Consider the following 25,980-nt stretch of genomic DNA (forward strand, 5'->3'; position numbering starts at 1 on the left):
ATTTCTTTTACCTATCAATCGTTAAATAATCTGAACTCATGCACCCATACCCTCATTTGCGGAAGCCAAGGCATCCCAGGATGATAAGACAAAATAGATTGTTTATATTCCTCTATTGTAGCATAGCCTTCCTGGCGAGCATTTTCATCTGTTAATTCACCTAGTGATTGAGAATAAACTCGTTCCACTACAAACTTTTTATCTTTTAAGACCATTATCTCTCCTACATCAGCATATCTTCCATTTCGGCGAGTTGCTGTTTTGCTGCCCTTGATTACTTTATCTACATCATCCGGCATTGTTACAAGTCGATCGATTGTACATGTTTTTGGTGGCAATTCATTTTGTGCTTCATGATTACTCATTAAAAAAACTCCTTTCATTTCTTGTCTCTTATTTAATGTATCACATTTTTAATAATGAATTTCATTTGAATTTATTAGGTTGAAAGTTTCTCTAATAAATTTATTGTAATTTATCTCTTTTCTTATTCGATAGTCTAAGTACATGACATAATGTATACAAGAAGATGAATTATTTTTTGAGCGTATAATAAGGGTTATTTTATAGATTAAAGGTATAAACTTACTTTTTACAAAAAAAAGATATTTCTTTAGCTAGTTTGTAGAAAACTTTCTCCTTTACAACTAGATGCGGTTATTGTATGATTAAACAACAGGAACATTTGTTCGATATTAAGGGTTTAGAGATAAATAAAGGAACAACAGAATAAACCAAGACAGTTAAACACAAAATTTTCTCGCACGGAGCAAAAACATTTGAGCCAACTCTTATTATTTATCGAAATACCTTATCGTTTATTGTAAACGTAATAACAATCGGAGGTTTTAAATTATGAATGATAAACAAGCAGCACTAGATATGGCTCTAAAACAAATTGAAAAACAATTCGGTACGGGATCAATTATTAAAATGGGAGAAGGCACACATGCAAAAGTTGAGGCATCTAGCTCAGGCTCATTAGCTTTAGATATAGCTCTTGGAATTAATGGTTATCCCAAAGGAAGAATCATGGAAGTGTACGGACCCGAAAGCTCGGGTAAAACAACAGTTTCCTTACACGCAATTGCAGAAGTACAAAAAAATGGAGGTCGAGCTGCCTTTATTGATGCTGAACACGCACTTGATCCAGTTTACGCAAGAAAACTAGGTGTAGATATTGATGAGTTACTTTTATCTCAACCAGATACTGGTGAACAGGCACTTGAAATTGCTGAAGCATTAGTTAGAAGTGGTGCTGTAGATATTATTGTTGTTGACTCAGTAGCAGCATTAGTTCCTCAAAAAGAAATTGAGGGCGAAATGGGAGATTCTCATGTAGGTCTACAAGCTCGTTTGATGTCTCAAGCACTTCGTAAACTATCTGGAGCAATTAATAAGTCTAAAACCATTGCTATCTTCATCAACCAAATCCGGGAGAAGGTAGGCGTTATGTTTGGAAATCCTGAAACAACGCCAGGTGGAAGAGCGCTAAAATTCTATTCTTCCGTTCGCCTTGAGGTTCGCCGCGCTGAACAACTTAAACTGGGAAATGACATAGTTGGTAACAAAACAAGAATTAAAGTAGTCAAAAATAAGATGGCACCTCCTTTTCGCATTGCTGAAGTAGATATTATGTATGGAGAAGGTATCTCAAGAGAAGGAGAAATCTTAGATATTGGTTCTGAAGTAGATATTGTTCAAAAGTCTGGATCTTGGTTTTCTTATAATGGGGAACGTTTAGGGCAGGGACGAGAAAACGCTAAGGTTTTCTTAAAAGAAAACCCTGAAATTAGAGAAGAAATTAGAAAAAACATTATTGATTTTAAATATGGTAATACTGACAACGATAATGATATTGATAACGATAGCGAAAACGAAAGCCAATAAAAGCATAAAATGCCTTTCCCGGTAGCTTCAAGTCTATTCGTTTCATTGGAAGCATAAAAAGTTAAAAATTATTCCACTTCCTAGACAATTATTAAGAATTAAAGACCTCTTAATCATATACCTTTTATGGATAGGCCAGTCCTTTAAAATATAATTGTGAATCCTACTAAAAAGCTACCTTGCTTGCTGAGGTAGCTTTTTAAATTTACTTTTTGTATGATGATCGTGGATGTGATGTCTTGGCCTCCAATAAAGAATCTATACGTTTTCTTTATGAAGAATATAATCGTTGGATTTTAGATTATGACCGAGAGGAAATTGACCTTTTATTTACTTGATGGAGTAAGTGATCCTGCCTTAGAAAAGGGTAATGATATTTGGTCTGGTTTGAAGTTGATAGAAAGGCAGGAAGAGGAAGAAGAGTTTTTACATGATGAACTATATCAGTCATATTGGGATTGGGAAAAAGCCGCTAATAAAAATAAATAGATAAATGCAGCGCGTATAAAAGCCCTTTAGAAGGGGGCTTTTTTTATCGCTTTAAAATGTATCGGGGTGGAGGACCGTAAACTTGTTCAGCTTCAAAATAGGCAAGTTTGTTTGGAATACATACAATAAGAGAAGGAAAGCCATAGCCTACTGCATGCTCTAAAGCAGTAAGTAAAGGTAGTTCTTTTCCATCGATATCTTCATTAAAAGAAAGGGCATAGCACTGCTTCCCTGCACCATGTTTTTTTAGTAGATTAGCTAATTCACTAGCACATGAATTAGGCGTCGGAATTTCAATCATATGTTGTTCACATAGATTTCTTTTATAATCGTGGTTAAGGCGATGTAATGCTTTATCCCGTTTTTCAGGAGAAAAAAGTTCAAATATGACTCTTTCTTGAATTCTTTTCGCAAAAAAGGATTTCACAACAATTTCTTCTATATCTTTATTCATTTAATGCCCTCTTTCATACACCCTTATTATACAAATTTTTTATTCGCGACTGAAATCATGCCAACCTTTTAATAAAATGTAACGATAAGGAAGGAGAAAGAAGTAAATGGATACTAATCAACTACCGACAAGAAGTGAAAGACATAAAACGAAAGAGAACTCATCTCAGCTTAGTGCTGCATTGGAATCTTATCAAACATAAGTTTTTATAAACTTTATGTTTGGTTGTTATCTTTTTAATAATTCTGCTAAAGAGGAATGAAAGATAAGATAGTAGATGGTGAGAAGGGAGGTATTAGTTTTTTGACCAAAGTAGATGTTTAGAAGAAACATGAATAGGTAACTTTTTCCTTACATTCAGAAAGATCAAGTCACCTACGTTTTTTTTTCATTCATTATTGGTAATCCTTTCAGCTTTTAAAATTTATTGATTTACATGTTCTTCTTCTAACTGATTTACTGTACTTTCTTTACATTCATTGATAAATAGATAAGTAAGATATGAATGTAAGTCAAATCCATCTTCCTTAATAAATGTAGAGAAAACCTGTTTATGTTCGCCCAATATCTTAACCTCCTTTGTTTCGTGCTCTTATTTTTCATTATTGCCTAACTAGCAATCTCTTATACACACAAATTAACAACGTATTTTATAGGACAAAATAGTGACATCCTGTACTGGCCCCGCCTACGCCACGTACGATGACAGCACGCTTGCTATCCAACCTAATTTTATTATAATTGAAAACGATTACAAAATGAAGTGGTTAATTGAATATTCTGTCTATTATTTCATTATATTTACCTCGTCTAGTACGAATAATAACAAATATGATGTGTAAACTACATAAGACGCCGTGAGGCCTCGCACCAAATTTCCTATTCTAAACAAGGGGAACCCTACTGTACAGGAGCAGAAGGGTTTTCTATTTTGGGCTGTATATAAGATACATTCTTAGTTACCATAAAGCGTATTAAAGGAACCAATCAAGTAAAAGAATCTTTGGAGGAGTAAGGCCTCTAAGGATTCTTTTGCTGGTGTATGAAACTTTTTGTGCATCCTTGATTTCTCAACTTTTCTGAGATAACCAACCTTAAAATCTTTGAAGAAAAGTAGTTATTTTAATCATTTTAAATTAAGAATAAACTACTTCTAAATCTTTTAAGAAAAAATTTTCCCTTTGTAAACGTTAGGAATTTATTTAAGTAGTTCTACCTTCTAAAAGCTTAACAGGCAGATATGTTTCAAGTTCTATATTATTGAACTCTCCCTCGATCTCTTTAGATAAAATGTCTATTGCTACCTTTGCAATAGAATCAATAGGTTGTTGTATAGTCGTTAATTCTGGTAGTATAGCCTTTACTGTTTCCGTTCCATCGTAACCAATCACTTTTAATTGAGTGGGTATATCTTTTCCTCTTTTTCTAGCTTCTGTGATGACAGCAGCCGCAATTAGATCATCACTTGCAAAAATACCGTCTACTTCTGGATGTTCATCAAAAAGCTTAGCAATTACCTCCTCACGGCTCTTTTGAGGGGAGACTTCGTATGTAATTGGTAATTTTCCGTATTCCTTCATGATATCCTCATACGCTTTTCTCCTTAAGTTTGCTGGTGTTTCCAGATCAAGTGGCCCATTAATATGAATAATATTTTCACACTGTTTCTTTATTAACAATTCTGTGGCTTTTTTTCCTCCGTCATAATTATCGGACCCTACAACAGGAATCTTTTCAGACAAATAATGATCAATTGCTACGATAGGTAAATTTTGTTTGTGATAATCTAGGACTCCTCGGTTGTATGTTACAACAATGACCCCATCTACCTGGTTTCGTATAAGCATTTCTAAGTATTTTTCCTCTTTATCCATACGGTTTAAACTATTACAAAGCAACAATTTATAACCTAGTGAAGTACAAATGCTTTCAATATGAAAGGCTAGCTCACCGAAAAACGGATTACTTGAATTGGGTATAATTAACCCTATTAAATTTGTTTTTTTATGAAATAAGGAACGTGCTAAATCGTTTGGAAAATAATTAATTTCCTCCATCGCTTTATAAACTTTATCCTTTGTTTTTTCACTTATGTAACCTCGATTATTTAAGACACGTGAAACGGTTGTTGATGAAACTCCTGCAACTTTTGCTACGTCATGAATATTAGGTTTCATTCTATTTCCTCCTATCCTACTAAATACCACTTTTAAATATTATATTAGGATTTTTTTCTTTACTATTTAAGTAAGCCTTTATATTTTTTAGTTGCATAATAATTTTTTTATTTAGGTTAGGGAAATAGCTTATTAAACATTAGATAAATACTCTATAACAATTAAAATTGATTCCTCCTTTGACAGCTTTATAATTTCTTGATTAATAAAATTTCTGTATTTTGAAATACTTTATTGTGAGGAATGTTTTAATTAATTAAAATTTACTGGGTACGGACTTATTGTAGAAAATATCTCTAACATGTGCAAGAAGTAGGGAGTAATTACTATTACCTAATATCGAACAAACTTTAACTTTTATTATGAGTGAAATATTGATAATACATATATTCTAATATATTATACCTTCGTTTTAAGGATAGGAAAGAAAAGTTTGATATTTCAAAAAAAACATGTCAACCCGTTGACATGTGTAAACGGTTGACATAGAATACTTCTTGAAAGCGCTTTTATATATTTGTTGTGAATAAGGAGAAATAAGGGGGACTGGAACGTATGAAGAAATGGTTTTTATTAGGTATATCTTTATTACTAATTTTTGCTGTAGCAGGTTGTAGTAAGGGTAAAAGCGTAAGTAGTGACGGTAAACAAATGATTACAATGTGGGTACACGTATCAGACGATAGTGAAGAAGGTAAGGTGTATAAAAAACGAGTAGATGCTTTTAACAAGAAGTATGCATCTAAAAATGTTAAAGCTAAAATCGAATTTATTCCACGAAGTGGGAACGGCGGCGGGTATGAGGATAAAGTAAACGCAGCGTTGACAACTGATACATTACCCGATGTTATTACGTTGGATGGTCCAAATACAGCTGCTTATGCAAAATCTGGCATCATTGCTCCACTAGATGATTACGTGAAAGATCAAGATGATTTACTACCAAGTATCAAGCAACAAGGAACATACAAAGACAAATTGTATGCGATTGGTGCGAGTGAATCGTCCGTGGGAATTTACTACAATAAAAAAATGCTACAAGAGGCAGGCGTTGATTTAAATACGTTACCGACAGTTGAAAACCCTTGGACATGGGATCAGTTCATGGCCCTATGTAAAACGTTAAAAGAAAAATATAATAAACCAGCTATTGATATGCAATTACAATCAAAAGATGAAATGTTAACGTATGCACTAACGCCATTTGTATGGTCTGCAGGTGGAGAAATTCTCTCGAAAGACGGTACTAAAGCAGAAGGTGTGTTTAATAAAAAGCCTAGTATTGAAGCTATGACTTTTATTCAAAAGATGTTAAAAGAAGGTTATACAACCCGTACTCCGGTCAAACAAGCTTTTGAAACAGAAAAATACCCAATGAAGTTTAGTGGTGTATGGACAGTAACGGATATGAAGACAAATTTTCAAAAGGTTGATTATGGTGTTATGCCTTATCCAGTATCACCAAAGACAAAGAAACTGGTTTCACCTTCAGGAAGTTGGCAGTTTGCAATGACACAGAAATCCGAAAATAAAGAATGGTCTGCTAAACTAGTAGATTGGATGACAAATAAAGATTCGAATTTAGAATTAAGTCGTACAATTGCAGCACTACCAGTTCGTTACTCGTCCGAAAAAGTACTTACAAAAGAATTTTCCAATCAAATGAATGTGTTTATGAAGCAATTAAAGGAATCAGGACACGCACGACCAGTAACACCAGCATATCCACAAGTAACACGTGCTTTCCAACAAACAATTGATGATATCAGTTTCTATGATCAAAATAAAAACATAAAAAAAGTCTTAGATACACGTGCTACAGAAATGCAAGCAGCTATCGATAAGGCTAATCGATAAAAGCAGCTAGAGGGAGGCATTATGATTAAAACCGGATTAAAAGGAGATAAGACCGTTTACACATTCCCGAGAACTGAAAAAAAGATCAAAAATAAAATTAAATGGAAAGAAAATGTAGTAGCTTATACATTTTTAGGACCAGCATTATTACTTTTGTTGCTGTTTCTTATTATCCCAGCTATTATGTCTGTCTACTATGCATTTACGGATTATTATCTTTTAACACCCGATACGCGCAAATTCGTAGGATTAGATAACTTTATCAATTTATTTAAGGATCCTATTTTCTTGAAAAGCCTGGTGAATACACTGAAATTTGTCGTTTGGGTAATTCCTTTACAGATAGGGGCAGCTCTTGGGCTGGCCCTCCTGTTAAACAAACAACGTAAAGCTAACACATTTTTTAAAGTAGCTTACTTTAGTCCTGTGGTAATGTCGCTCGTTGTTATCTCAGTTCTTTGGCTTTACTTGTTAAATCCAAATGAAGGAATTATCAACAATGTACTCACTTATTTTGGCGTTTCAGCTCAACCGTTCTTAACAAGCCCTAAACAGGCTATGTTTACAATTGTTTTCGTTTCAGCATGGCAGGGAGCTGGCTTTCAAATGTTAATTTTTCTAGCAGGTTTGCAAAATATACCTGGAGACGTCTACGAAGCTGCACAATTAGATGGAATGAATAAATGGCAACGATTTATTTATATTACGTTACCATTATTAAAGCCAACCTCTATTTTTATATTTATTACGACATTAATTGGTGCGTTTAAACTATTAGTCCAACCAATGGTTATGACACAAGGGGGGCCAGTAAACTCCACGATGACGGTTGTATATTACATTTATCAAACTGGCTTTACGGATCGAATGGTTGGATATGCTAGTTCCATTGCCCTTCTATTTGGAACAATTATTGGGCTAGTTACGTTAGCGCAACGGAAATTAGTAAAGGAGGAAGATGACTAATGAGACGAAAATTCGGGCCTTTAACAATCCTAGAATACATTTGTTTAGTTTTGCTGGCGGTATTATTTATATTCCCATTGTTTTGGATGATCGCATCCTCAATGAAACCCGAAGCAGAAGTTTATAATAATATGAACAGTATCAAGGCTTTCCTACCTTCCTTTCATCCGTCAGATTGGTTTATATCCTATAAACAAGTTCTGTCACGTTTTCATTTACTTGGTTATATAATAAACAGCTTGTTTTACGGTTTATGTGTAGCAGCAGGTGCTGTCATTATCAATGGGATGGCAGGTTATGCGTTTGCTAAATTGAATTTTAATGGAAAAAGAGTTCTGTTTGGTCTTTTATTGGCTCTTCTAATCGTACCACTGGAAACAATCTTAATCTCACAATTTACTATAGTTCACAAACTGGGATTAGTAGACACTCGTCTTGCTGTAATTCTGCCTGCTTTAGCAGGGGCATTCAATATCTATCTATTCCGAAACTTTTTTATGGCTATTCCAGCAGAAATTATTGAGTCAGCCAAATTGGATGGAGCAAATACTTGGCAAATATTCCTGAGAATTATGCTACCAATGTCTAAACCGGCTGTTGCTACAGTTGGAACTTTAGCCTTTATCGGAAGTTGGAATGATTATATCTGGCCTTTAATGGTTTTAACAGACAAATCAAAATTTCCCATTCAAGTAGCAATTACAGCTATCAATAGTACGGAGCCGGTTTACGCAAATCAAGTTATGGCTGTTTTAACAATATCCACCATTCCCTTAATTCTTATCTATATAGTGGCCCAGCGTTATATTTTAGAAGGGATTGGTGGTTCGGGAACAGGTATTAAATAAGAAAAAAACAGGTTATTGTTGTGAAAACAATACGTGTGTATAGGGAATTTAAAAAACAAATGTCAACCGGTTGACATAAAAAGCATTGACTTGTGAAACCGGTTGACATAAAATGAATTTGAAAGTGCTTTCAGTTTTTGTTTCAAAGATTCTTTATATCTAGTTAAAGGAGCAACAAACATGAAAAGTTCAAAAGTTCTCTATTGGAAGTTAAGTGCTTATTTTTTCTTTTTCTTTTTTACTTGGTCTTCTAGCGCCTCTTTATTTCCTATTTGGTTAAAGCAAGAATTAAATTTAAGTGGATCAGCCACAGGTTTGATTTTCTCTGTAAACGCTATCTTCGCATTGTGTATACAGCCTGTATATGGTTATATCTCCGACAAGATAGGTCTAAAGAAAAATATATTATCTTTTATTAGTTTACTGCTTGTATTTGTAGGACCATTTTATATTTATATATATGGACCACTATTAAAATATAATGCGATTTTGGGAGCAGCTGTGGGAGCTATTTATTTAGGTATTGGTATTTCTGCAGGTATTGGCGCCATTGAAACCTATGTTGAAAAAGTTAGTCGCAAATACAATTTCGAATACGGAAAGTCTAGAATGTGGGGTTCGTTAGGTTGGGCGTCAGCCACTTTTTTTGCAGGTCAGCTATTTAATATTAATCCAAATATCAACTTTTGGGTGGCATCTATTTCAGCAATTATCTTAGTTGCAATTATTTTATCAGTAAAAATAGAAGTTACAAACTTTGAGTTGGAAAAAGCTGAATCCGTTAAATTAAAGGATGTTGGACAACTTTTTCTTTTAAAAAAGTTTTGGTTTTTGATGATGTATGTGATTGGAGTAACGTGTGTATATAGTGTGTACGATCAGCAATTTCCAATTTACTACACATCTTTATTCGCCACTGAAGCCACAGGGAATCAGGTGTTTGGATATTTAAGTTCTTTTCAAGTATTTTTAGAGGCTGGAATGATGTTTATTGCACCTTTTATTGTAAATAAAATTGGAGCCAAAAATGGACTACTATTAGCCGGTCTTCTAATGGCACTTCGTATTATTGGTTCGGGGCTTGTAGTAGGGCCCGTCGGTATTTCTTCAATGAAATTAATACATGCATTAGAATTACCCATTATGTTGATTGCTATTTTTAAATATTTTGCAGCTAACTTTGATACACGACTATCTTCCGTTTTGTATTTAGTTGGATTTCAAGCTGCCTCTCAAATAGGTGCATCTTTGTTATCTCCTCTTGCAGGTAAATTATACGACATGATAGGCTTCCGTCATACTTATCTTATTCTCGGAACAATGGTCCTTTGTTTTACGATTATTTCAATGTTCACTTTATTAGGTTCTAATAAAAGCAAAGGGTTAGAAGGAAATATAACGGACATAAAACAAGTTATATAAGGAGATGTTAGAATGTTCACAATAAACAAACTTCAACAAGCGCAAGATGCATTGGATACTGCAAAAGAAGGAGTAAATAACCGTTATCGATTAGGTTATCATATTATGGCACCTGCCAACTGGATTAATGATCCAAATGGTTTGGTACAGTATAAAGGAGAATATCATGTATTTTATCAACATCACCCTTACAATGAAAACTGGGGTCCGATGCACTGGGGGCATGTAAAAAGTAAAGATCTTGTTCATTGGGAACACTTGCCTATTGCTTTAGCTCCTGGTGGTGCTTGTGATAGTGAAGGGTGTTTCTCGGGAAGCGCTGTAGATAATAATGGGGAATTGACATTAATCTATACCGGACACAATTATATTGATAAGGAAAAAGATATTTTTTATCAAAATCAAAATATTGCTGTTAGTACGGATGGTGTCACATTTCATAAGATTGCAGAAAATCCAGTAATTCCTGAACCACCTACGGATAGTATTCATCATTTTCGTGACCCTAAAGTATGGAAACACAAAGATAGTTGGTATATGGTAGTAGGGAATTCGACCAAGGACAATGTAGGCAGAGTAATTTTATACCGTTCTCCAGATTTACGTAAGTGGTCATATATAGGTGTATTGGCACAAGGAAACGAAAAACTCGGATTCATGTGGGAATGTCCAGATTTCTTTGAATTAGATGGAAAATACGTTCTCATGATCTCTCCACAAGGTATTAAGAGAGATGGGGATTTATACAACAATCTATTCCAGACGGGATATTTAATTGGAGATTATAATTACGAAACAAACGAGTTTATACACGGATCATTTAATGAGTTAGATAATGGACATGACTTTTATGCAGTTCAAACGTTATTAGATGAAAAAGGACGTCGAATTGCTATTGGTTGGATGGATATGTGGGAGTCAGATATGCCAACAAAAGAAGATGGATGGTGTGGAGCACTTACATTACCACGTGAAGTGACCTTAGGAAAGAATGATAAAGTTCTAATGAATCCTGTGGAAGAATTAAACTTATTGCGCGAGGTTGAACATAATATACTTACTAATGTGATTTCTAATAGTTATTTAGTAGAAACGAACGAGGATTTACTTGAAATAAAAGCTGTGTTTGACTTAACTAATTGTAACGCTCAGTCGCTTGGAATAAGAATTCGTGGAATTAACCAGGAAGAGACTGTATTAACGTATCACTTGGACAAACAAACACTAAAACTCGATTGTTCTGAGTCTGGTAAAGTTGAAGATGGTGTAAGAAACACCATTCTTAGGGCAAATCAAGAGCTTTCCTTACGCATATTCCTTGATCGATCCTCTATTGAAGTATTTGCAAATGAAGGACAAGCAACTATGACAAGTCGTATTTATCCAACTGAAGATAGATTAGGCATTGAAGTATTTGCAGATGTTGAAGATGTAAAGATTAAGGAATTAACATATTGGAAGTTAAAAGATATCTGGAAATAAACTATGAATGAACAAGTGTACAAACGCTTGTTCATTGTTTTGGGGTGAAGATGTTGAAAAGAGTTTTTTGTATTGGTGAAACATTAATTGATTTTATTCCTGTTCAAAGAGAAAAGTCTTTAAAAGAAGTTACTAGTTTTGAACGTGTGGCTGGGGGAGCTCCTATGAATGTTGCAATTGCGATTGCAAAATACGGGGGAAATTCTGTTATGCTAACGAAAATAGCTAATGATAGCTTTGGTGATTATTTAGTAGATGTGCTTAAAGGAAATGGGGTAGATACTTCATATATTATTCGATGCGATGAAGGAGAGACCGGTTTGGCATTTGTATCTGTAGACAAATTGGGAGACAGAGATTTCAGTTTTTATAGAAAGAATTCAGCTGACTTATTACTTTTACCAAACGAGGTGAAAGTAGAGTGGTTTAATAAGGGAGACCTTCTTCATTTTTGTTCTGTAGATTTAGTTGAAAGTCCAATGAAACAAACTCATATCAAAGTAATAGATGGTTTTCAAAAAATAGGGGGGATTGTCAGTTTTGATCCCAATGTTCGTCTTCCCTTGTGGCCTGAAAAAGAAAGCTGTCGTCGAACAATTCTAGACTTTTTACCTTTAGCAGATATTGTGAAAGTATCGGATGAAGAATTATTTTTTATAACCAATATTGAAGGAGAAAGAGAAGCTATTAACTCTCTTTTTGTTGGCAATGTAAAATTAGTAGTTTATACAAAAGGAAAAGATGGGGCTATTATTTATTTGAAAAATGGAGACCAATTTGAGGATAAAGGATTTAAAGTAACTGTTTCAGATACAACCGGTGCAGGTGATGCATTTATAGGTGGTTTTTTATATCAATTGCTTTCAATTGATATATCGAGCGAAAATCTATGTCAAAAAGTGAGTGAACACCATCAACAATTGCTTACCTTTGCTAATGCAAGTGGGGCACTTACTGCCTCAGTAAAAGGAGCGATTCACGCAGCACCTGGAAAACAACATATAATGAATTTTATTGCTACTCGAAGAGGCAGATTAGCATAAGAAAATATGTATTTATAATTAGGAATTAGTATGAAATTCACGATATAAGAAAGGGTTAGAAGAAAGGGTTTAAATAATGAGGACTGAAAAAGAAAAGATGTTAGACGGAGAAATGTATAATCCTGCAGACGCGCAATTAAGAAAGGATCGAGAACATGCTAGAAGGCAGGTTAGAATATATAATGAAACTTTAGAGAGTGAAGATAATAAGCGTATTAAATTATTAAAAGGTTTATTCGGTTCTACTGGGGAAAACGTATATGTTGAACCAAATATTAGAGTTGACTATGGCTATAACATATTTGTTGGCGAAAACTTTTTGCAAACTTTGATTGTGTCATCCTAGATATTTGTGAAGTGAGATTTGGAGATAATTGTTTACTTGGTCCCGGTGTACATATCTATACAGCAACTCATCCAATTGACCCAAATGAACGGAATTCAGGAAAGGAATATGCAAAACCAATTATTGTTGGAGATAACGTATGGATTGGCGGGAGTTCAGTGATAAATCCAGGAGTGTCGATAGGAGACAATGTGGTTATTGCATCTGGCTCAGTAGTGACTAAAGACGTACCCAACAATGTAGTGGTGGGTGGTAATCCCGCAAAAATCATTAAAAAAATTGGAAATTAAGGATATATGGATATTTCACTAAATTTTAGAAACAGTACTCTAAATGAAATTTGAATTTCTAACTTATTAGTTAATTGGTGATTAAATTGGATATATGGATGGGGAAAATTAGAGATTATAATCATTTGGGTCATTATTTAGGGACATATCTTATGATATGCCCTTTTAATATGGCTAATTTTCATCTTTTTTTCACCATTAAATGATAAATTAATTGCTAATAGTATATATGGAGAAAACATGTTATTATGTTTCTGCACATGCATTTTAATAGTAAAAAGCCACCTGTCCTGCAAATACTGGGTGGCTTTTTATTTTGTTAACGATAATAATTACTTTAACACTCTATAATAGATTTAAATATCTTGTCCGAAAAGTATACGTTTGTAGTTAACATAAAACGGCTCATCGGCACAAAGAAGCCTTTAAGAGCCTTTTATCTTAAATGCTTTTTTTCTATTCTTTATATTTCTAAGTCAAATACTAATTATGAGAAAAGATTTTCAACAAAGATAATCCATCCAGTAAGTACAATTAATACGGCACTAAGTATAGTGGTTAAAACACTTCTCACAGCTGATTTGAAATTATGCACTCCAAAGAAACCTATAATACCAACTAAAAATACAACAATTGCTACATAAAAATTTAATCTTAATAATGATGGATGAGCAAAAGTAATGAAAGTCAGACAGACACTTAGCAATGAGAAAACGAATGACCAAAGGTTTATCGCTTTTGTCATCTGAATTTATCCCCTTTATCTATAAAATCTACTGTATTATCTCATATTTATAATCTACAAATCTAGTTACCATAATCACAGTTCCAAGAACAAAAAACAGCCTTTAAATGGCTGTTTTTTTCCTGTGATAAGTTATTTATTAGCTTAAAATATAATTTCGTTTACTTGTTTTAGTGTAACGAATCTGCCACCTAGCATATTATTATGATGTTCTACTATTTTAGAAGCTGAAAGCACAGCCGTATCAAATGTGCTATGGGCATCTTTTACTAAGATATTCTCTTTATAACCTAAGCTATATGCTCTTCTACAAGTAGTATCCAAACAAAACTCAGTTTGCATACCTGCAATGACTAATTTTCCGATTTCAAGTTCCTGAAGTTTTTTATATAAAGTTGTTTGATAAAATGCGTCCCAAGAAGATTTTTGAATAACTGTGTCTGTTGGTAGGGGGCGAACATCCTGATGGATTTCCCATGTGACTTTTCCTTCACTAAGCATACTATCCGAACTAGGGTCTGTATGCTGGATATAGATAATTGGTACGTTAGATTGATGCGCTTTTTCCCTTAGAGAAGTAATATTTTGAAGCACTTGCTGTTCATTCCATAAAGATCCACCTTCATAAGAAAACATGATGTTTTGAACATCTATAAGCAACAAAGCTGTTTTTTTACTCATTTGATTGTATCCCCCTATTGATTTTTGTGGTAAAAAATTCAAAATAATATTATATCAAATTAAAATCCTATATTATATAGCTTGAACTTACGAAATCTATCCTTCTTCGAAGTGCATATAGTACGCACCAATAGCCCATATAATAATGATTCTAAGAAGTTTATATACTTAAATAAAATTCTTATTTTTAATTCACCAATCTAACATAAATGTTAAAATATGTAGAAAAGAGTAGAGGAGAATTACATATGAGAAAAGGTTTCAGCAATACGGCTTTAATTATTATCGATGTTCAAAGGGCTTTTGAAGATGAAAAGTGGGGGATAAGAAATAACCTTAATGCTGAAGACAATATTCAAGTTCTTTTAAAGACATGGAGAGAAAAGAAATACCCAATTATACATATTCAGCACTTATCTGATAACGACCATTCGATTTTTCATTCTAGTAAACTAAGCTCAGATTTTAAAGATGTTGTATTCCCAGCTGAAAATGAACCGATCTTTAAAAAGAAAGTAAATAGTGCATTTATAGGAACTGGACTCGAAAAATATTTAAAAGAAAACCAAATAGAAAAGGTTGTAATAGTAGGGTTAACAACTCCACACTGTGTCTCAACTACTACTCGAATGAGTGGTAATTTAGGATTTGAAACGTACTTAGTATCAGATGCAACAGCTGCATTTGCAATAAAAGGGGCAGACAATACGTATTATTCAGCTGAACAAATACATAATGTGTCACTAGCTACTTTAGACAATGAGTTTGCTACGGTTTTAACCACAAAAGAATTAATCCAAACTTTAGCCCAAGAAATAAAGGCTTAATACTTTTGTTTTAACTATATACAATATACAGAGTTAGTTAACGAAACACAAATTTTTGGAAAGGTCATAAAAGAGCCAGTTCCCTTATAAGGTCTTGGCTCTTTTGGGCTAATTATATTTAATTCATAGCTCAATGATGGAATACACGTATGCCTGAATGCGCCATAATCATTCCATATTCATTTGCTGCCTGTGTAACTTGTTCATCTCGTAAAGAATTTCCTGTTTGAACCACATACTTAACGCCACTTTGAGCTGCACGATCGATATTATCACGGAACGGTAAAAAAGCATCGGATGCATAAGAAACGTCTTTTAATCTTTTTAGCCATTCTTGTTTTTCACTCTTACTTAGCCTAACTGGTACCTCTTCAAAACACCTTTTCCATTGTTCATTTTCTACTTCAGTAATATCATCATTCAGCCATCCATCAATTGCATTATTCACTTCTACACGAGAAATACCTTCTTTGAACTTCATATTAAGAGCTCTTGGATGTTGTCTTAACCACCAGTTATCAGCTTTTTCAGCTGCCAACCTTGTACAATGAATACGGGACTGTTGTCCAGCACCAATTCCAATCGTTTGGCCATCTAAAGCAAAACAAATAGAGTTTGATTGTGTATATTTCAATGTAATAAGAGCAACAAGAAGATCCCTCTTTGCATGATCAGGGATATCACATTGAGTCGTAACAATATGATTAAAAATTTCTTTCCCAATCTGTACATCATTTCTTTGTTGTTCTAGAGTAATGCCAAATACCGTTCTTTTTTCAATTAGATCAGGCACATAATTTAGATCAATCTCTAAAATTAGATATTTTCCTTTCTTTTTCTGTTTCAAAATCTCTAGTGCTTCTTGAGTGTAGCTTGGTGCAACAATCATATCAGAAACCTCTGTTTTGAGGAGATTAGCTACAGTTATATCCACTTCATCACTAAAAGCAGCACAATCTCCAAATGAAGACATCCTATCTGTCCCACGCGCTCTTGCATAAGCAATGGCTAAAGGAGACAGCTCTAGGTCTTCAACAAAATAGGATTCAGTAAGTGTCTCATTTAGTGGAGAGTACACAGCTGCACCTGCTGGACTTACATGTTTAAAAGAAGCTGCTGCAGGTTGATCAGTAGCCTGTCGAAGCTCCCGAACCAGTTGAAAAGCGTTTAATGCATCTAGAAAGTTAATATAACTCGCTTCTCCATTTAAGATTTTAATAGGAGTGTTCTTAGCATTCTGAACTTTAGCTTTACTTTGATTTGGATTCATCCCATATCGTAAACCAATTTCTTTCACTTAAAAATCTCCTTTCTAAATAAAAAAAGTATTTGAACTCATGTTCAAATACTTTGCCCAGGCGTACGGCCGTTATCTATGTGCTTCCTCATGGTCCTCCATGTTTACGCCAGTAACACATAGTCTGTTTTATAATAAAATTTTACATAATAAAATTAATTTTAACAATACCTTTATCCAAATTTTACTTTTTTTATTATATATCATATACAAATCTAATTTATATAACAGAGCTTATCGGAAATCAAATAGGCAGAAGCCTTTTTAAAATAAAAAGCTTCTGCCTATTTGGTTTTTATTTAATATGGTTAGCATATGGATCGTATATTCCAGTTAACAATAGAATGCTTGTAAATAAGGCAACTGTTCCTACTGCCAATAATGTACTACTTACAATTCTATTCTTTTGCTTACGTGAGAATATCCCCCATAAAATAAAGATAATTGCAACGAATATTAATATAACTCCTAAGCCCATATTCAAAATTCTCTCGCCTCCTGGAATATAATAACATATACCTTTGTTTCTAGTTACCATAATATTTCTTCTCGGTAATCAAAAAAGCCCTTGGCATTTGTTTAAATTCAATGGCTTTGAAATATAGCATAGTCGTTATTATATTACATTTGGTTTCGATCTATTTTTTTCCTGAAACCATTACGAACCATGGAAACTAAAAACATTAACAAGGGTATAAGCAGATGAAAACCAATGAAATAATAGTGCAAAACGTCATGACCTTCTTCTAAATGTTCTGGAAAACTGGAGGCCATGGTCATGGATAAAAAGATGACAATTCCCCCGGTTGGTAAAAGAATTTGTTGACGATTGTTTAACTTGAATAAATCCACTATTCCGATGACAGCCCCATACAAAAAGATAGAGACTTTAAAAAACACTGTCAGCAACATCGTAAACACAACAACCGCATCGAGTCTTTCTATAAAATCTAAAAGGTTCACCTTTCCAATGGTTACTAACGTCGGAAAGACGGATCTTTTTGTTACATCAACACTAAGAACGGCAATATTTAAGCTTGCTGTCCAACTTAAGATCAGACCACTTGAAACGATGGCAGATAGCCATACTCTTTTCACTAATTTAGGTCTGTTTAAATGAGGGAGCAACATTGTAAAGGCAATCATTTTACCAAAAGGAAAAAAGAAAACGTCTCGAAAAGCCACCTTTAAAGGTAGTTTCCATCCATTTTCAAGAAAGGGCTGCAACTTATGAAAATCAACATTCCCTGAAATAAAAATAAAGAAGTTTCCTGCTATCCCCAAGAACAGCAAGACAACAATAAATACTTCTGCTGTTCTTCCTAACACTTCAATACCTAAATAAAGAACATAACATATTACAAGAACCAGTGATAAATTGACAGCTAATAATGGGGTCTCTGTCAATGTTGATGAGACTAGTAAATCGCCAAAGTCACGTGCATTTCTAGCAGACATATACAAAAAAATTAGGACGTATAACAAACCAATAATCCACCCTAAATATTTACCAAATATCTTCCTTGCGTATCCAGTAAGAGGGAGAGTTGGATATTGACGGAATAAAGAGTAATAGGTGAAAAATAAAACCATCCCCATGCACATCCCTAAAAGGATAGCAAGCCAAGCATCTTTTTGTGCGTTTATTCCATAAGCTACGATTAATGAGGTTCCTAGGTTGAAAATAAACATCATGGCAAATAATTGAATAACACTAACTTTGGCTTTCTCCATTGTTTAAGGTATCCTCCTCTTTATCGATTACATGGATGAGTATGTATATGTTTATTAAGTGAGTGCTGCTAAAATACATTTAGCCTATTTATTCTATTTATTCATCCTATCCTACTTTCTATTTTTAATACTTTTAAGGGTTGAGAAGTGCATACTATATACAACGTTAGTTAACATAAACACTCTTAAAGGAACCAACCAGAAAAACCCCCTTGTTCAGCAACAGGGAATTTCATAAGAGTCTCTATTATGGATTGTGCAGCTTTTTAGATATTCATTAGATTTTTATGTCTATCTATGGGGGAGATTTAATAGTGTGTGGTCTTTACTATGAATGCGATTTGTTACCATAATGCATAAATGTAATATATCGGGATAATATATTTGTAGCATTTATATCCTATTGGAGGTAACAAATTTGAGCAGAAACGACAGTAGATTAACTTCCTCAGAAATTACAAGCCTGTGGGTACAATATATTCGGGAAACAATGGCGATTTGCATTAGCAAATACGTATTAGCAACCGTTAAAGACTCCGAAATTCGTTCCCTTTTTGAATTTTGTTTAGGATTATCTGAAAAGCATCTTAAAGTGTTAACGAAGATTTTAAACAACGAGGATTTTCCTCTACCAAATGGCTTTACAGATAAAGATGTAAACCTGCAAGCTCCTTCTTTATTTACGGATTCCTTTTGGCTGCAGTACATACATGATATGACAATTCATGGATTATCAGGACATGGTATGTCGTTTAGTGGTTCAGTTCGAAAAGATATACGGAACCATTACTATCAATGTAATATTGATGCAATGGACGTTTATAATAAATCAATTGATATTCTCTTATCTAAAGGAATTTATGAAAGAGACCCTTATTATTCTACGCCACAAAATAGTGAAATCATTACGGACTTAGGATATGCAATGGACATATTAGGGAAGAAGAGGCCTTTAAATACGATGGAGGCTTCAAATATATATTTTAATTTGAGAAAGAGTATTGCAGCAAAGGGGATTATTCTTGGTTTTCAGCAAGTAACTAAGGATAAAAAAGCATATAAATTTATGGGTGATGCTTTAAATTTGTGCAACAAACATATTGGTATCTTTTCTTCGATATTACATGAAGACAACCTTCATTCTCCAGGGTTATTAGACACCCAAGTTACAAATTCGAAAATAGCTCCTTTCTCAGATAAATTAATGTTATTTCATGCCGGTTTTATGTTTAATTTAGCAATGGTATATTACTCCAATGCTATGGCTGTAAGTATGAGGGTAGATGTAATAACACATTGTGAAGCATCTATTCTAAGGGATTTAAAACTTACTACAAGTTGGGGAAACATTATGATTGAAAGAGGATGGATAGAGAAACCCCCTCAAGCAAATGATCGAAAGGAATTACCTCATAATTAAAGTTTAGAAAAAGACATCAGGACGTTAATCGAGCATCTTACTTTACCAATGCACAGGTTGAGATTTATTTAAATGGTTTTTTCTGAAAAAACTATAGTTTAGGGAATAGAAGAATAGATATTCTTTTAATGGTAAATCTAAGAAAAAATCGATTTAGGAGATTTTATATGGAAAAATTAAATTCTGCGGAAATGGGTAAACTTTGGGCTACATATATGGGTAATAGCATGGCTACATGTATTCTAAGTTATTTTCTCCGACATGTTGAAGACCAAGATATAAAGAAGTTATTGGAAAATGCATTAAACTTGAGCAAAGAATTTCAGAGTACTATAAAAGATACTTTCGTAAAAGAGAACATTCCTATTCCACATGGCTTTACAAAAGAAGATGTTAATCTTGATGCTCCAAAATTATTTGAAGACGAGTTTTATGTACATTATTTAAGATATGTAACTAAAGTGGGACTTAGCCTTTATAGTGTAGGAATACCATTAATGTATAGAGAAGATATAAGGGAATTTTCCCTTCATTGTATGGAATCAACTATAAAATTGGAGGAACATATCAAAGATATTTCCATAAATAAAGGAGTTATTGTTAAATCACCTATTATTCCGACACCCAAAAAAGTAAAGATAGCACACAAAAATTATTTAAAAGGTTTTATTGGAGATGTGCGACCTTTACATGCATTAGAAATTGCTCATTTATACGATAATTTAGAGACGAACGTGGCAAGTAAAGCCTTAGTAATGGCATTTAGTCAAGTTACAAAAACGAAAAAGATTCGAAATTTATTTATAAAAGGAGAAGAACTTACTTATAAAGCGATTGAAGGTTATATAAAAAAACTTCACGATGATAACTTGCCTTCCCCAGGACTAATTGATCATTTAGTGACAACTTCAACATCTTCTCCTTTTTCCGATAAATTAATGGTATTTCATAAAATGGATATGTTTTCAATGAGAGTAAGAAATTTCGGAAATTCAGTAGCAGTAAACGGAAGACGCGATTTAGCGCTAATGTATGCAGATTTTTTAAAGGATATATCAGGATTTGTTAATGATGCAGCCGATATCATGATAGAAAATGAATGGATGGAAACACCACCCGAAGCTGCGGATAGAGAAGATTTATCTTCAAAGTAGGGAGTACACAATTGTCAACGGTAGTCGGGACGAGAAGCATCATCATGGTAATTCTCCAGTCTCCTTACAAGAACAGAAAAAGCTACTGTTGGGGACAGTAGCTTTTTTCTGTTTTTAACCTGTATATTATAGGCCCCAATTCTTATCGAACTAAACAGGTTATCATTATTTTAAAATGAATACATAAGGTAGCTATAAGAAATAATAGGTGAGGTGAATATATGGCTACTTTCGTCCTTTGTGATGGAGCTTTTGGTGGAGCCTGAGCATGGAGAGAAGTTGAAAAAGAACTGATAAAACAAGGACATGTAGTTTTTTCATTAACTTTAACTGGATTAGGCGATCGAAATCATCTTTTAACACCTGATATTAACTTAGAAACCCATATTACTGACGTAGTAAACATCATACTCTTTGAGGATTTAAACAACATTTACTTAGCAGAGCACAGCTACGGTGGTAGGTTTATTATTGGTGCTGCAGATCAACTACTGAATAGGATTTCCAAACTCATCTTCTTTGACGCTCTAATACTTGAAGATAATCGATCAATTAATGATCTATATTCAGAATCATTCATAAAATAAAAGAAAGAGATTGTTCATTCAAAAGGAGATGGATTCAGACTTCCAAAACCTCATAGTGGATCTATCTATAACACAGATCATCCTTTTAAAGCATTTGAACAAAAGATTAAATTAATGAATAAAGCAGAACTGAGACAAATTCCGCGTGTATTTATTAATTGCACCCAAAAAAGTAGTCATCCTGTTCTGGAGCCCATCAATAAATTTGCGAATAGAGCTAAATAAGAAAATGGGAATACATTGGAATTTCCGCCGGACATAACGCGCATTGGGAAAAACCGGTTGAATTAGCTAAAATATTTATAAATTTGGCTGGTAAGAATGCTGCATATGATTTACAACCTTAGTTACCATAATAGAACTTTCCAGCACACATGAAAAAGGAAAACCTTTGACGTAGAAGGATTTTACCTTTTTAAGTTCAAGTAAGATAATAATAGTGACTTATAAAGCAATTGAAGGATGCAGAAATGGAGGGAGGTAAATTGCCTAACAGAGAGTATCCATACTATTTTATAAAGTTAGGTAAATTATATTACGTATGTCATTCGTATAAGAACGTAAAAAAGAAAGATGTATCCAGTTACGAATTTACTAATGATGAATCGTTAGCATTTCCCGTTGATAAAGAGTCTGCTAAACAATTGGCAGATGAATGTGGAGGTCATATTGTAATGAAGAATGCNCGAATTTACTAATGATGAATCGTTAGCATTTCCCGTTGATAAAGAGTCTGCTAAACAATTGGCAGATGAATGTGGAGGTCATATTGTAATGAAGAATGCTACGTTTAGTGATTATATTTGCCAAGGAGAAAGATGGAGTAATTTTATAGATAGTAAAAAGAAGAACATATGGAGAATCTATATGATTAATTAATATAGACGGATGGCTGGGCTAGCTGGATTCGAACCAACGCATGACGGAATCAAAATCCGTTGCCTTACCGCTTGGCGATAGCCCAATAAAAATGGTTGTGGAACAGGAGTTGAACCTGTGGCCTTTGGGTCTTGAGCCTGATGAACAACTTGGCTACTCCCTCAATATAATGAACTAAAAGATTCAAAGCATTAAATCACAATAAATATTATCTACTCTATGAGCTATTTTCATTCAAAATAAAAAAATTATACTGAATTTCACAAGATACAATCTTGAACTATTTAGCATTAACTTTATATTTCCCATTCATTTTTACATAAGCAATAGACAAAATATAGCTATCTTTTCTTCATTTCTTGACATGATTGGAGACTTTTTAGAACTATGGGATTACCGATATGAAGTATTTCCGTTAACTTCTAACTAACCCTTGATAGAAAAGGGTTCGCAGGAAGAAGGATTTTTTACTTTATACATCTTTTTATACATCGTTGATTTAACAAGGTTTCTCTTTGAGACAGAGCTTAGAGAAGTATATAAAAAGCGCACCTTCTGTATGCGGTTTTCTCTTTTTTGAAAATTCAATAAATTACCGCTATATTTTGTTTACATAATCCCAGTATAATGAGAGAGCGAGAAGAAAGAAGGGATTATGTGTTGAAAAGTAAAATGAATCAGTTGTTTGCAGAAAAAAAGAGTATTCATATACTGTATTCCTACGACCAGCAAGAAAATTATATACGACAAGTTGTAAGTTATATCCAAGAGGGGATTTTTGCTGGAGATTGCATTCTTCTTATTGAAAATGACCGTTTTTATCCTTTTATTCATGACCATTTGAAAATACTATTGACCACAGATCAAATGAAAATGATACATCGTATAAACAACTTTGATTTCTATTATTCAAGCGGTAGTTATCATCCTCCTGCCATTCTTAATTATTTTAATAAGAGCGTTCAGCCCTACTTAGAAAATAGAATTTCTTTCAGATCATGGGCACATGTAGAATGGAGCACAATGGAAGATCCTTTACATCTAATCGAAGATTTTGAAAAAATAGTGGATAGTGCGGTGAATAAACTCTCATTCCCATTAATTTGTGCATACAAAGGAGAGAGGATGCCAGAGTATCTCAAAACTATTCTGATGAAAACACATCCTTATGTTCTCATTGAAGGTGATTTAATTACTTCTAAACAATACCGGCCATTAACTGATTTGGAATAAAGATAAAAAACGCTTAGGCAATCATACTAAGCGTTTTTTATTTTTAAAGAAATCAATGGGTCCTTTTCATCCATTCAGTTTATTTACCACCATAAGCTCTTTCCTCGTTTTCTTATGTCTCTTCTGGTTAGTTTTTCTATTTCGAGGTAGCTCTTTTTATTGTAAAGAAAGTCCGGTTTAATTATTTAGTTAACCTAATGGAAATCATAAATACAAAGCATAGAAAAGTATCATTCTCTTATACAGCCCTCATAAAATTACCGGTTTTGATAGGCGAAAATGTGGAATATCAAATGTAAGATTATTTTAAGAGGAAAGGGAGACAGGTATGTTTGGATGGAGTGATATGCCAAAATTATTATTTTCTTTTTTGATTGTCATTCCAATTGTGTCTGTTATTCACCAACTGGGGCACTCACTTATGGCTATTGTTTTAGGAGGAAAGGTCGATTTTACCATTGGACAAGGGAGAACGATTTTTAGGTGGAAGAAAATTAAAATAAAATCTATTTATTTTTTGCACTCTTTTTGTATTTACGAAAAATTAAAGTATGATAACCGGTTTACTCATGCTTGTGTTTATGCTGGAGGTACCATAGCTAATTTAGCGTCTATCCTTCTTGTGTATGGTTTAATTATGTTGGGTGTTTTCTCAAAGAACCTCTTTTCTTACCAATTTGTTTATTTCTCTATTTATTATATTGTTTTCTCGCTCTTACCCTTTGAATATTCAGAAACGAGTTTAAGTGATGGGCGAGCTATCTATGATGCATTGAGATATGGAAAGATAACATGTAATCCGGATTAACAAAGGAAAGAAAAATGGCTAATTAAAACTGTACGTCCACAATGTGTATTAACGCGGCAACGGTACTAAAATAGATATTGATTAGTAATCAAGTCGTAATTCTTTAGATACTTTGATGTAGCTACTGCAGTAAGCTTGCCTGTCCACTCAAAAAATAACAAGGAGCTCTTACTGCAGCAGGTAAGGCGTAGATGGTTATATAGGAGGTGCTGGTTTTTTGTATGCTGAGAGCTGTCCTAATCGTTTATCTTTTTCATGAAACAGTCGAGAAATGAGAGGGTGTCCTTTTATATACGAGAAAAGCTCCAATCAGGAAAAAAATAACAAGATTAATGAGTTTTAGTGAGGGGTAAAGTTAACTAAACAATTTAAAAGGAGGAAAATAGTAATGGAGATTCTATGGATGCTAATTGTAGGTGGAATTATTGGGTGGCTCGCCGGTTTAATTACAGGACGCGACGTTCCTGGAGGTATTATTGGTAATATTATCGCTGGCTTTATTGGTTCTTGGTTAGGCGGCCTTATCTTGGGAAGTTGGGGACCAGTCATTGGCGGTTTTGCAATCATTCCAGCAATTATTGGATCAATCATTTTAGTATTAATTGTAAGCTTGCTTTTAAGAAAAATGGGTCAAAAAAAGAATCATGGTCATCATGTATAAAGATTGAAAAAACTTAAATTGGAGTGACTAAAAATGAGAGAAGAAAATAATTCTATGCTATATGATTTTGTTGAAGGTAATCAATTTGAACTAGATTCTTATCTTACTTATTTGTTCGATCAAATTAATAATGATAGCGAAATTCTGTCAGAAGATTAATGAGATTACAGATATTTCATTATAAAGAAACAGACAAAAAAATAATAAATCAAAATATAGTATAAGCGACCTTGGTAACTTTGTTTACGGTATATAGGGTCGCTTATTATTATGGAAAATATTTAGATAAGGTTGCTAAGATAGTAAATATAAGAAAGCGCTAATTTTTTGTTTTTCCTACATGAATTTTTTCTACCTGGAGCAAACTACACAAGATGTCCCAAACATTGACTCATACAACTAAATTCTGCAACAGAAAAACCTACCTCTTTTGACTGAGAAAAGATAGGTTTTTCTGTTTTTTTAGATGACTATGATATGCTTAGTTAACATAAACGGCTTTCTCGGAAACTATAAGGGCAATAAAAGTAATGACCATCTTTTGAAGTAAATGGGTATATTATATAATAAACTTTTACTCAAAACATTCTGAAGGGAAATGTAATATGCTAATTTCTAAACCACGTAAAAAACATAAAGTGAAGCATCTCGAACCTGCAAGTATCTTGTTCTTAGGGTTTTTAGGATTAA

Annotated in this window: 25 protein-coding genes, 1 tRNA gene, 1 pseudogene and 1 riboswitch; of the genes and pseudogenes, 17 read left to right on the forward strand and 10 right to left on the reverse strand. The window is 33.5% G+C overall.

The window, feature by feature from the left end; all coding sequences use genetic code 11:
* Nucleotides 1-14: 14 nt before the first annotated feature.
* Nucleotides 15-365 (reverse strand): ASCH domain-containing protein, encoded by a 351-nt coding sequence (locus ACOZIR_RS18225; protein ID WP_045289705.1) that lies wholly within the window; start codon nucleotides 363-365, stop codon nucleotides 15-17.
* Between the two features lie 490 nt (nucleotides 366-855).
* On the opposite strand from ACOZIR_RS18225, the gene recA reads away from it, so the two are divergent.
* From recA to ACOZIR_RS18240, 3 genes are all read left to right on the forward strand, one after another.
* Nucleotides 856-1,890, forward strand: coding sequence for a recombinase RecA (recA, locus tag ACOZIR_RS18230; protein ID WP_045289702.1), 1,035 nt, complete (start codon nucleotides 856-858; stop codon nucleotides 1,888-1,890).
* Between the two features lie 239 nt (nucleotides 1,891-2,129).
* Nucleotides 2,130-2,228 carry a DUF3885 domain-containing protein gene (locus ACOZIR_RS18235; protein ID WP_237758362.1) on the forward strand — a complete coding sequence of 33 codons (99 nt, stop codon included), beginning with the start codon at nucleotides 2,130-2,132 and terminating at the stop codon, nucleotides 2,226-2,228.
* Nucleotides 2,194-2,379 (forward strand): hypothetical protein, encoded by a 186-nt coding sequence (locus ACOZIR_RS18240; RefSeq protein ID WP_045289700.1) that lies wholly within the window; start codon nucleotides 2,194-2,196, stop codon nucleotides 2,377-2,379. Before ACOZIR_RS18235 ends, ACOZIR_RS18240 begins: the two co-directional genes overlap by 35 nt.
* A 43-nt stretch (nucleotides 2,380-2,422) precedes the next feature.
* Here ACOZIR_RS18240 and ACOZIR_RS18245 read toward each other — a convergent pair whose 3' ends face one another.
* From ACOZIR_RS18245 to ACOZIR_RS18255, 3 genes are all read right to left on the reverse strand, one after another.
* Nucleotides 2,423-2,833 carry a hypothetical protein gene (locus ACOZIR_RS18245; protein ID WP_045289698.1) on the reverse strand — a complete coding sequence of 137 codons (411 nt, stop codon included), beginning with the start codon at nucleotides 2,831-2,833 and terminating at the stop codon, nucleotides 2,423-2,425.
* A 424-nt stretch (nucleotides 2,834-3,257) separates the two neighbouring features.
* On the reverse strand, nucleotides 3,258-3,398 hold the full coding sequence (locus ACOZIR_RS18250) for a hypothetical protein (RefSeq protein ID WP_169746646.1): 141 nt from the start codon (nucleotides 3,396-3,398) through the stop codon (nucleotides 3,258-3,260).
* A 637-nt stretch (nucleotides 3,399-4,035) separates the two neighbouring features.
* A complete protein-coding gene (locus tag ACOZIR_RS18255; RefSeq protein WP_045289696.1) occupies nucleotides 4,036-5,010 on the reverse strand; it encodes a LacI family DNA-binding transcriptional regulator in 975 nt (324 codons plus the stop codon).
* A gap of 555 nt (nucleotides 5,011-5,565) precedes the next feature.
* On the opposite strand from ACOZIR_RS18255, the gene ACOZIR_RS18260 reads away from it, so the two are divergent.
* The 7 genes and pseudogenes from ACOZIR_RS18260 to ACOZIR_RS18290 all read left to right on the forward strand — a co-directional run bounded on the left by ACOZIR_RS18260 (nucleotide 5,566) and on the right by ACOZIR_RS18290 (nucleotide 13,264).
* Nucleotides 5,566-6,867, forward strand: coding sequence for an ABC transporter substrate-binding protein (locus ACOZIR_RS18260; RefSeq protein ID WP_045289694.1), 1,302 nt, complete (start codon nucleotides 5,566-5,568; stop codon nucleotides 6,865-6,867).
* Nucleotides 6,868-6,888: 21 nt separating this feature from the next.
* The gene (locus ACOZIR_RS18265; RefSeq protein ID WP_045289692.1) at nucleotides 6,889-7,833 is read left to right on the forward strand and encodes a carbohydrate ABC transporter permease; all 945 of its coding nucleotides are present in this window, start codon (nucleotides 6,889-6,891) and stop codon (nucleotides 7,831-7,833) included.
* Nucleotides 7,833-8,681, forward strand: a complete 849-nt coding sequence (locus tag ACOZIR_RS18270; protein ID WP_045289690.1) for a carbohydrate ABC transporter permease — start codon at nucleotides 7,833-7,835, stop codon at nucleotides 8,679-8,681. The genes ACOZIR_RS18265 and ACOZIR_RS18270 overlap by 1 nt, the downstream gene beginning before the upstream one ends.
* A gap of 180 nt (nucleotides 8,682-8,861) precedes the next feature.
* Nucleotides 8,862-10,103, forward strand: coding sequence for an MFS transporter (locus ACOZIR_RS18275; protein WP_045289688.1), 1,242 nt, complete (start codon nucleotides 8,862-8,864; stop codon nucleotides 10,101-10,103).
* A 21-nt stretch (nucleotides 10,104-10,124) separates the two neighbouring features.
* A complete protein-coding gene (locus tag ACOZIR_RS18280; protein WP_045289906.1) occupies nucleotides 10,125-11,585 on the forward strand; it encodes a glycoside hydrolase family 32 protein in 1,461 nt (486 codons plus the stop codon).
* A 53-nt stretch (nucleotides 11,586-11,638) separates the two neighbouring features.
* Nucleotides 11,639-12,628, forward strand: coding sequence for a carbohydrate kinase family protein (locus ACOZIR_RS18285; RefSeq protein ID WP_045289686.1), 990 nt, complete (start codon nucleotides 11,639-11,641; stop codon nucleotides 12,626-12,628).
* A 76-nt stretch (nucleotides 12,629-12,704) separates the two neighbouring features.
* Nucleotides 12,705-13,264, forward strand: a pseudogene (locus ACOZIR_RS18290) (maltose acetyltransferase domain-containing protein).
* Between the two features lie 487 nt (nucleotides 13,265-13,751).
* Here ACOZIR_RS18290 and ACOZIR_RS18295 read toward each other — a convergent pair.
* Together ACOZIR_RS18295 and ACOZIR_RS18300 are read right to left on the reverse strand one after the other, a co-directional pair.
* Complete coding sequence (locus ACOZIR_RS18295) at nucleotides 13,752-14,009, reverse strand: hypothetical protein (protein WP_045289682.1); 258 nt, start codon at nucleotides 14,007-14,009, stop codon at nucleotides 13,752-13,754.
* 144 nt (nucleotides 14,010-14,153) lie between these two features.
* On the reverse strand, nucleotides 14,154-14,690 hold the full coding sequence (locus tag ACOZIR_RS18300) for a cysteine hydrolase family protein (protein WP_045289680.1): 537 nt from the start codon (nucleotides 14,688-14,690) through the stop codon (nucleotides 14,154-14,156).
* 248 nt (nucleotides 14,691-14,938) lie between these two features.
* Between ACOZIR_RS18300 and ACOZIR_RS18305 the strand changes: the two genes are divergently transcribed.
* Nucleotides 14,939-15,517: a cysteine hydrolase family protein gene (locus ACOZIR_RS18305; protein ID WP_421535734.1), complete on the forward strand. Its 579-nt coding sequence runs from the start codon at nucleotides 14,939-14,941 to the stop codon at nucleotides 15,515-15,517.
* 130 nt (nucleotides 15,518-15,647) lie between these two features.
* Here ACOZIR_RS18305 and ACOZIR_RS18310 read toward each other — a convergent pair whose 3' ends face one another.
* The 3 genes from ACOZIR_RS18310 to ACOZIR_RS18320 all read right to left on the reverse strand — a co-directional run bounded on the left by ACOZIR_RS18310 (nucleotide 15,648) and on the right by ACOZIR_RS18320 (nucleotide 18,548).
* Entirely contained in the window at nucleotides 15,648-16,814 is a 1,167-nt protein-coding gene (locus ACOZIR_RS18310; protein WP_045289678.1) for a phosphoribosylaminoimidazolecarboxamide formyltransferase, read from the reverse strand.
* 48 nt (nucleotides 16,815-16,862) lie between these two features.
* Nucleotides 16,863-16,941: riboswitch (ZMP/ZTP riboswitch) on the reverse strand.
* A gap of 168 nt (nucleotides 16,942-17,109) precedes the next feature.
* A complete protein-coding gene (locus ACOZIR_RS18315; RefSeq protein ID WP_237758370.1) occupies nucleotides 17,110-17,292 on the reverse strand; it encodes a hypothetical protein in 183 nt (60 codons plus the stop codon).
* A gap of 143 nt (nucleotides 17,293-17,435) precedes the next feature.
* The gene (locus ACOZIR_RS18320) at nucleotides 17,436-18,548 is read right to left on the reverse strand and encodes a GerAB/ArcD/ProY family transporter (protein ID WP_421535735.1); all 1,113 of its coding nucleotides are present in this window, start codon (nucleotides 18,546-18,548) and stop codon (nucleotides 17,436-17,438) included.
* A gap of 418 nt (nucleotides 18,549-18,966) precedes the next feature.
* Between ACOZIR_RS18320 and ACOZIR_RS18325 the strand changes: the two genes are divergently transcribed.
* Nucleotides 18,967-19,968 (forward strand): DUF3231 family protein, encoded by a 1,002-nt coding sequence (locus ACOZIR_RS18325; protein ID WP_045289671.1) that lies wholly within the window; start codon nucleotides 18,967-18,969, stop codon nucleotides 19,966-19,968.
* Between the two features lie 167 nt (nucleotides 19,969-20,135).
* On the forward strand, nucleotides 20,136-21,122 hold the full coding sequence (locus ACOZIR_RS18330) for a DUF3231 family protein (RefSeq protein ID WP_237758361.1): 987 nt from the start codon (nucleotides 20,136-20,138) through the stop codon (nucleotides 21,120-21,122).
* A 1,476-nt stretch (nucleotides 21,123-22,598) separates the two neighbouring features.
* Here the strand turns inward: ACOZIR_RS18330 and ACOZIR_RS18335 are convergent.
* Nucleotides 22,599-22,673 (reverse strand) — tRNA-Gln (locus tag ACOZIR_RS18335).
* Nucleotides 22,674-23,245: 572 nt separating this feature from the next.
* On the opposite strand from ACOZIR_RS18335, the gene ACOZIR_RS18340 reads away from it, so the two are divergent.
* From ACOZIR_RS18340 to ACOZIR_RS18355, 4 genes are all read left to right on the forward strand, one after another.
* A complete protein-coding gene (locus ACOZIR_RS18340; RefSeq protein WP_080890118.1) occupies nucleotides 23,246-23,821 on the forward strand; it encodes an MEDS domain-containing protein in 576 nt (191 codons plus the stop codon).
* Nucleotides 23,822-24,149: 328 nt separating this feature from the next.
* The gene (locus tag ACOZIR_RS18345) at nucleotides 24,150-24,629 is read left to right on the forward strand and encodes a site-2 protease family protein (protein ID WP_045289664.1); all 480 of its coding nucleotides are present in this window, start codon (nucleotides 24,150-24,152) and stop codon (nucleotides 24,627-24,629) included.
* 388 nt (nucleotides 24,630-25,017) lie between these two features.
* Nucleotides 25,018-25,290 carry a GlsB/YeaQ/YmgE family stress response membrane protein gene (locus ACOZIR_RS18350; RefSeq protein WP_045289662.1) on the forward strand — a complete coding sequence of 91 codons (273 nt, stop codon included), beginning with the start codon at nucleotides 25,018-25,020 and terminating at the stop codon, nucleotides 25,288-25,290.
* A 33-nt stretch (nucleotides 25,291-25,323) separates the two neighbouring features.
* A complete protein-coding gene (locus tag ACOZIR_RS18355) occupies nucleotides 25,324-25,449 on the forward strand; it encodes a hypothetical protein (protein ID WP_255219823.1) in 126 nt (41 codons plus the stop codon).
* Nucleotides 25,450-25,980 lie beyond the last annotated feature (531 nt).

This window comes from Priestia sp. D3YE.R1, assembly GCF_049199565.1.
GTDB lineage: Bacteria > Bacillota > Bacilli > Bacillales > Bacillaceae_H > Priestia > Priestia aryabhattai.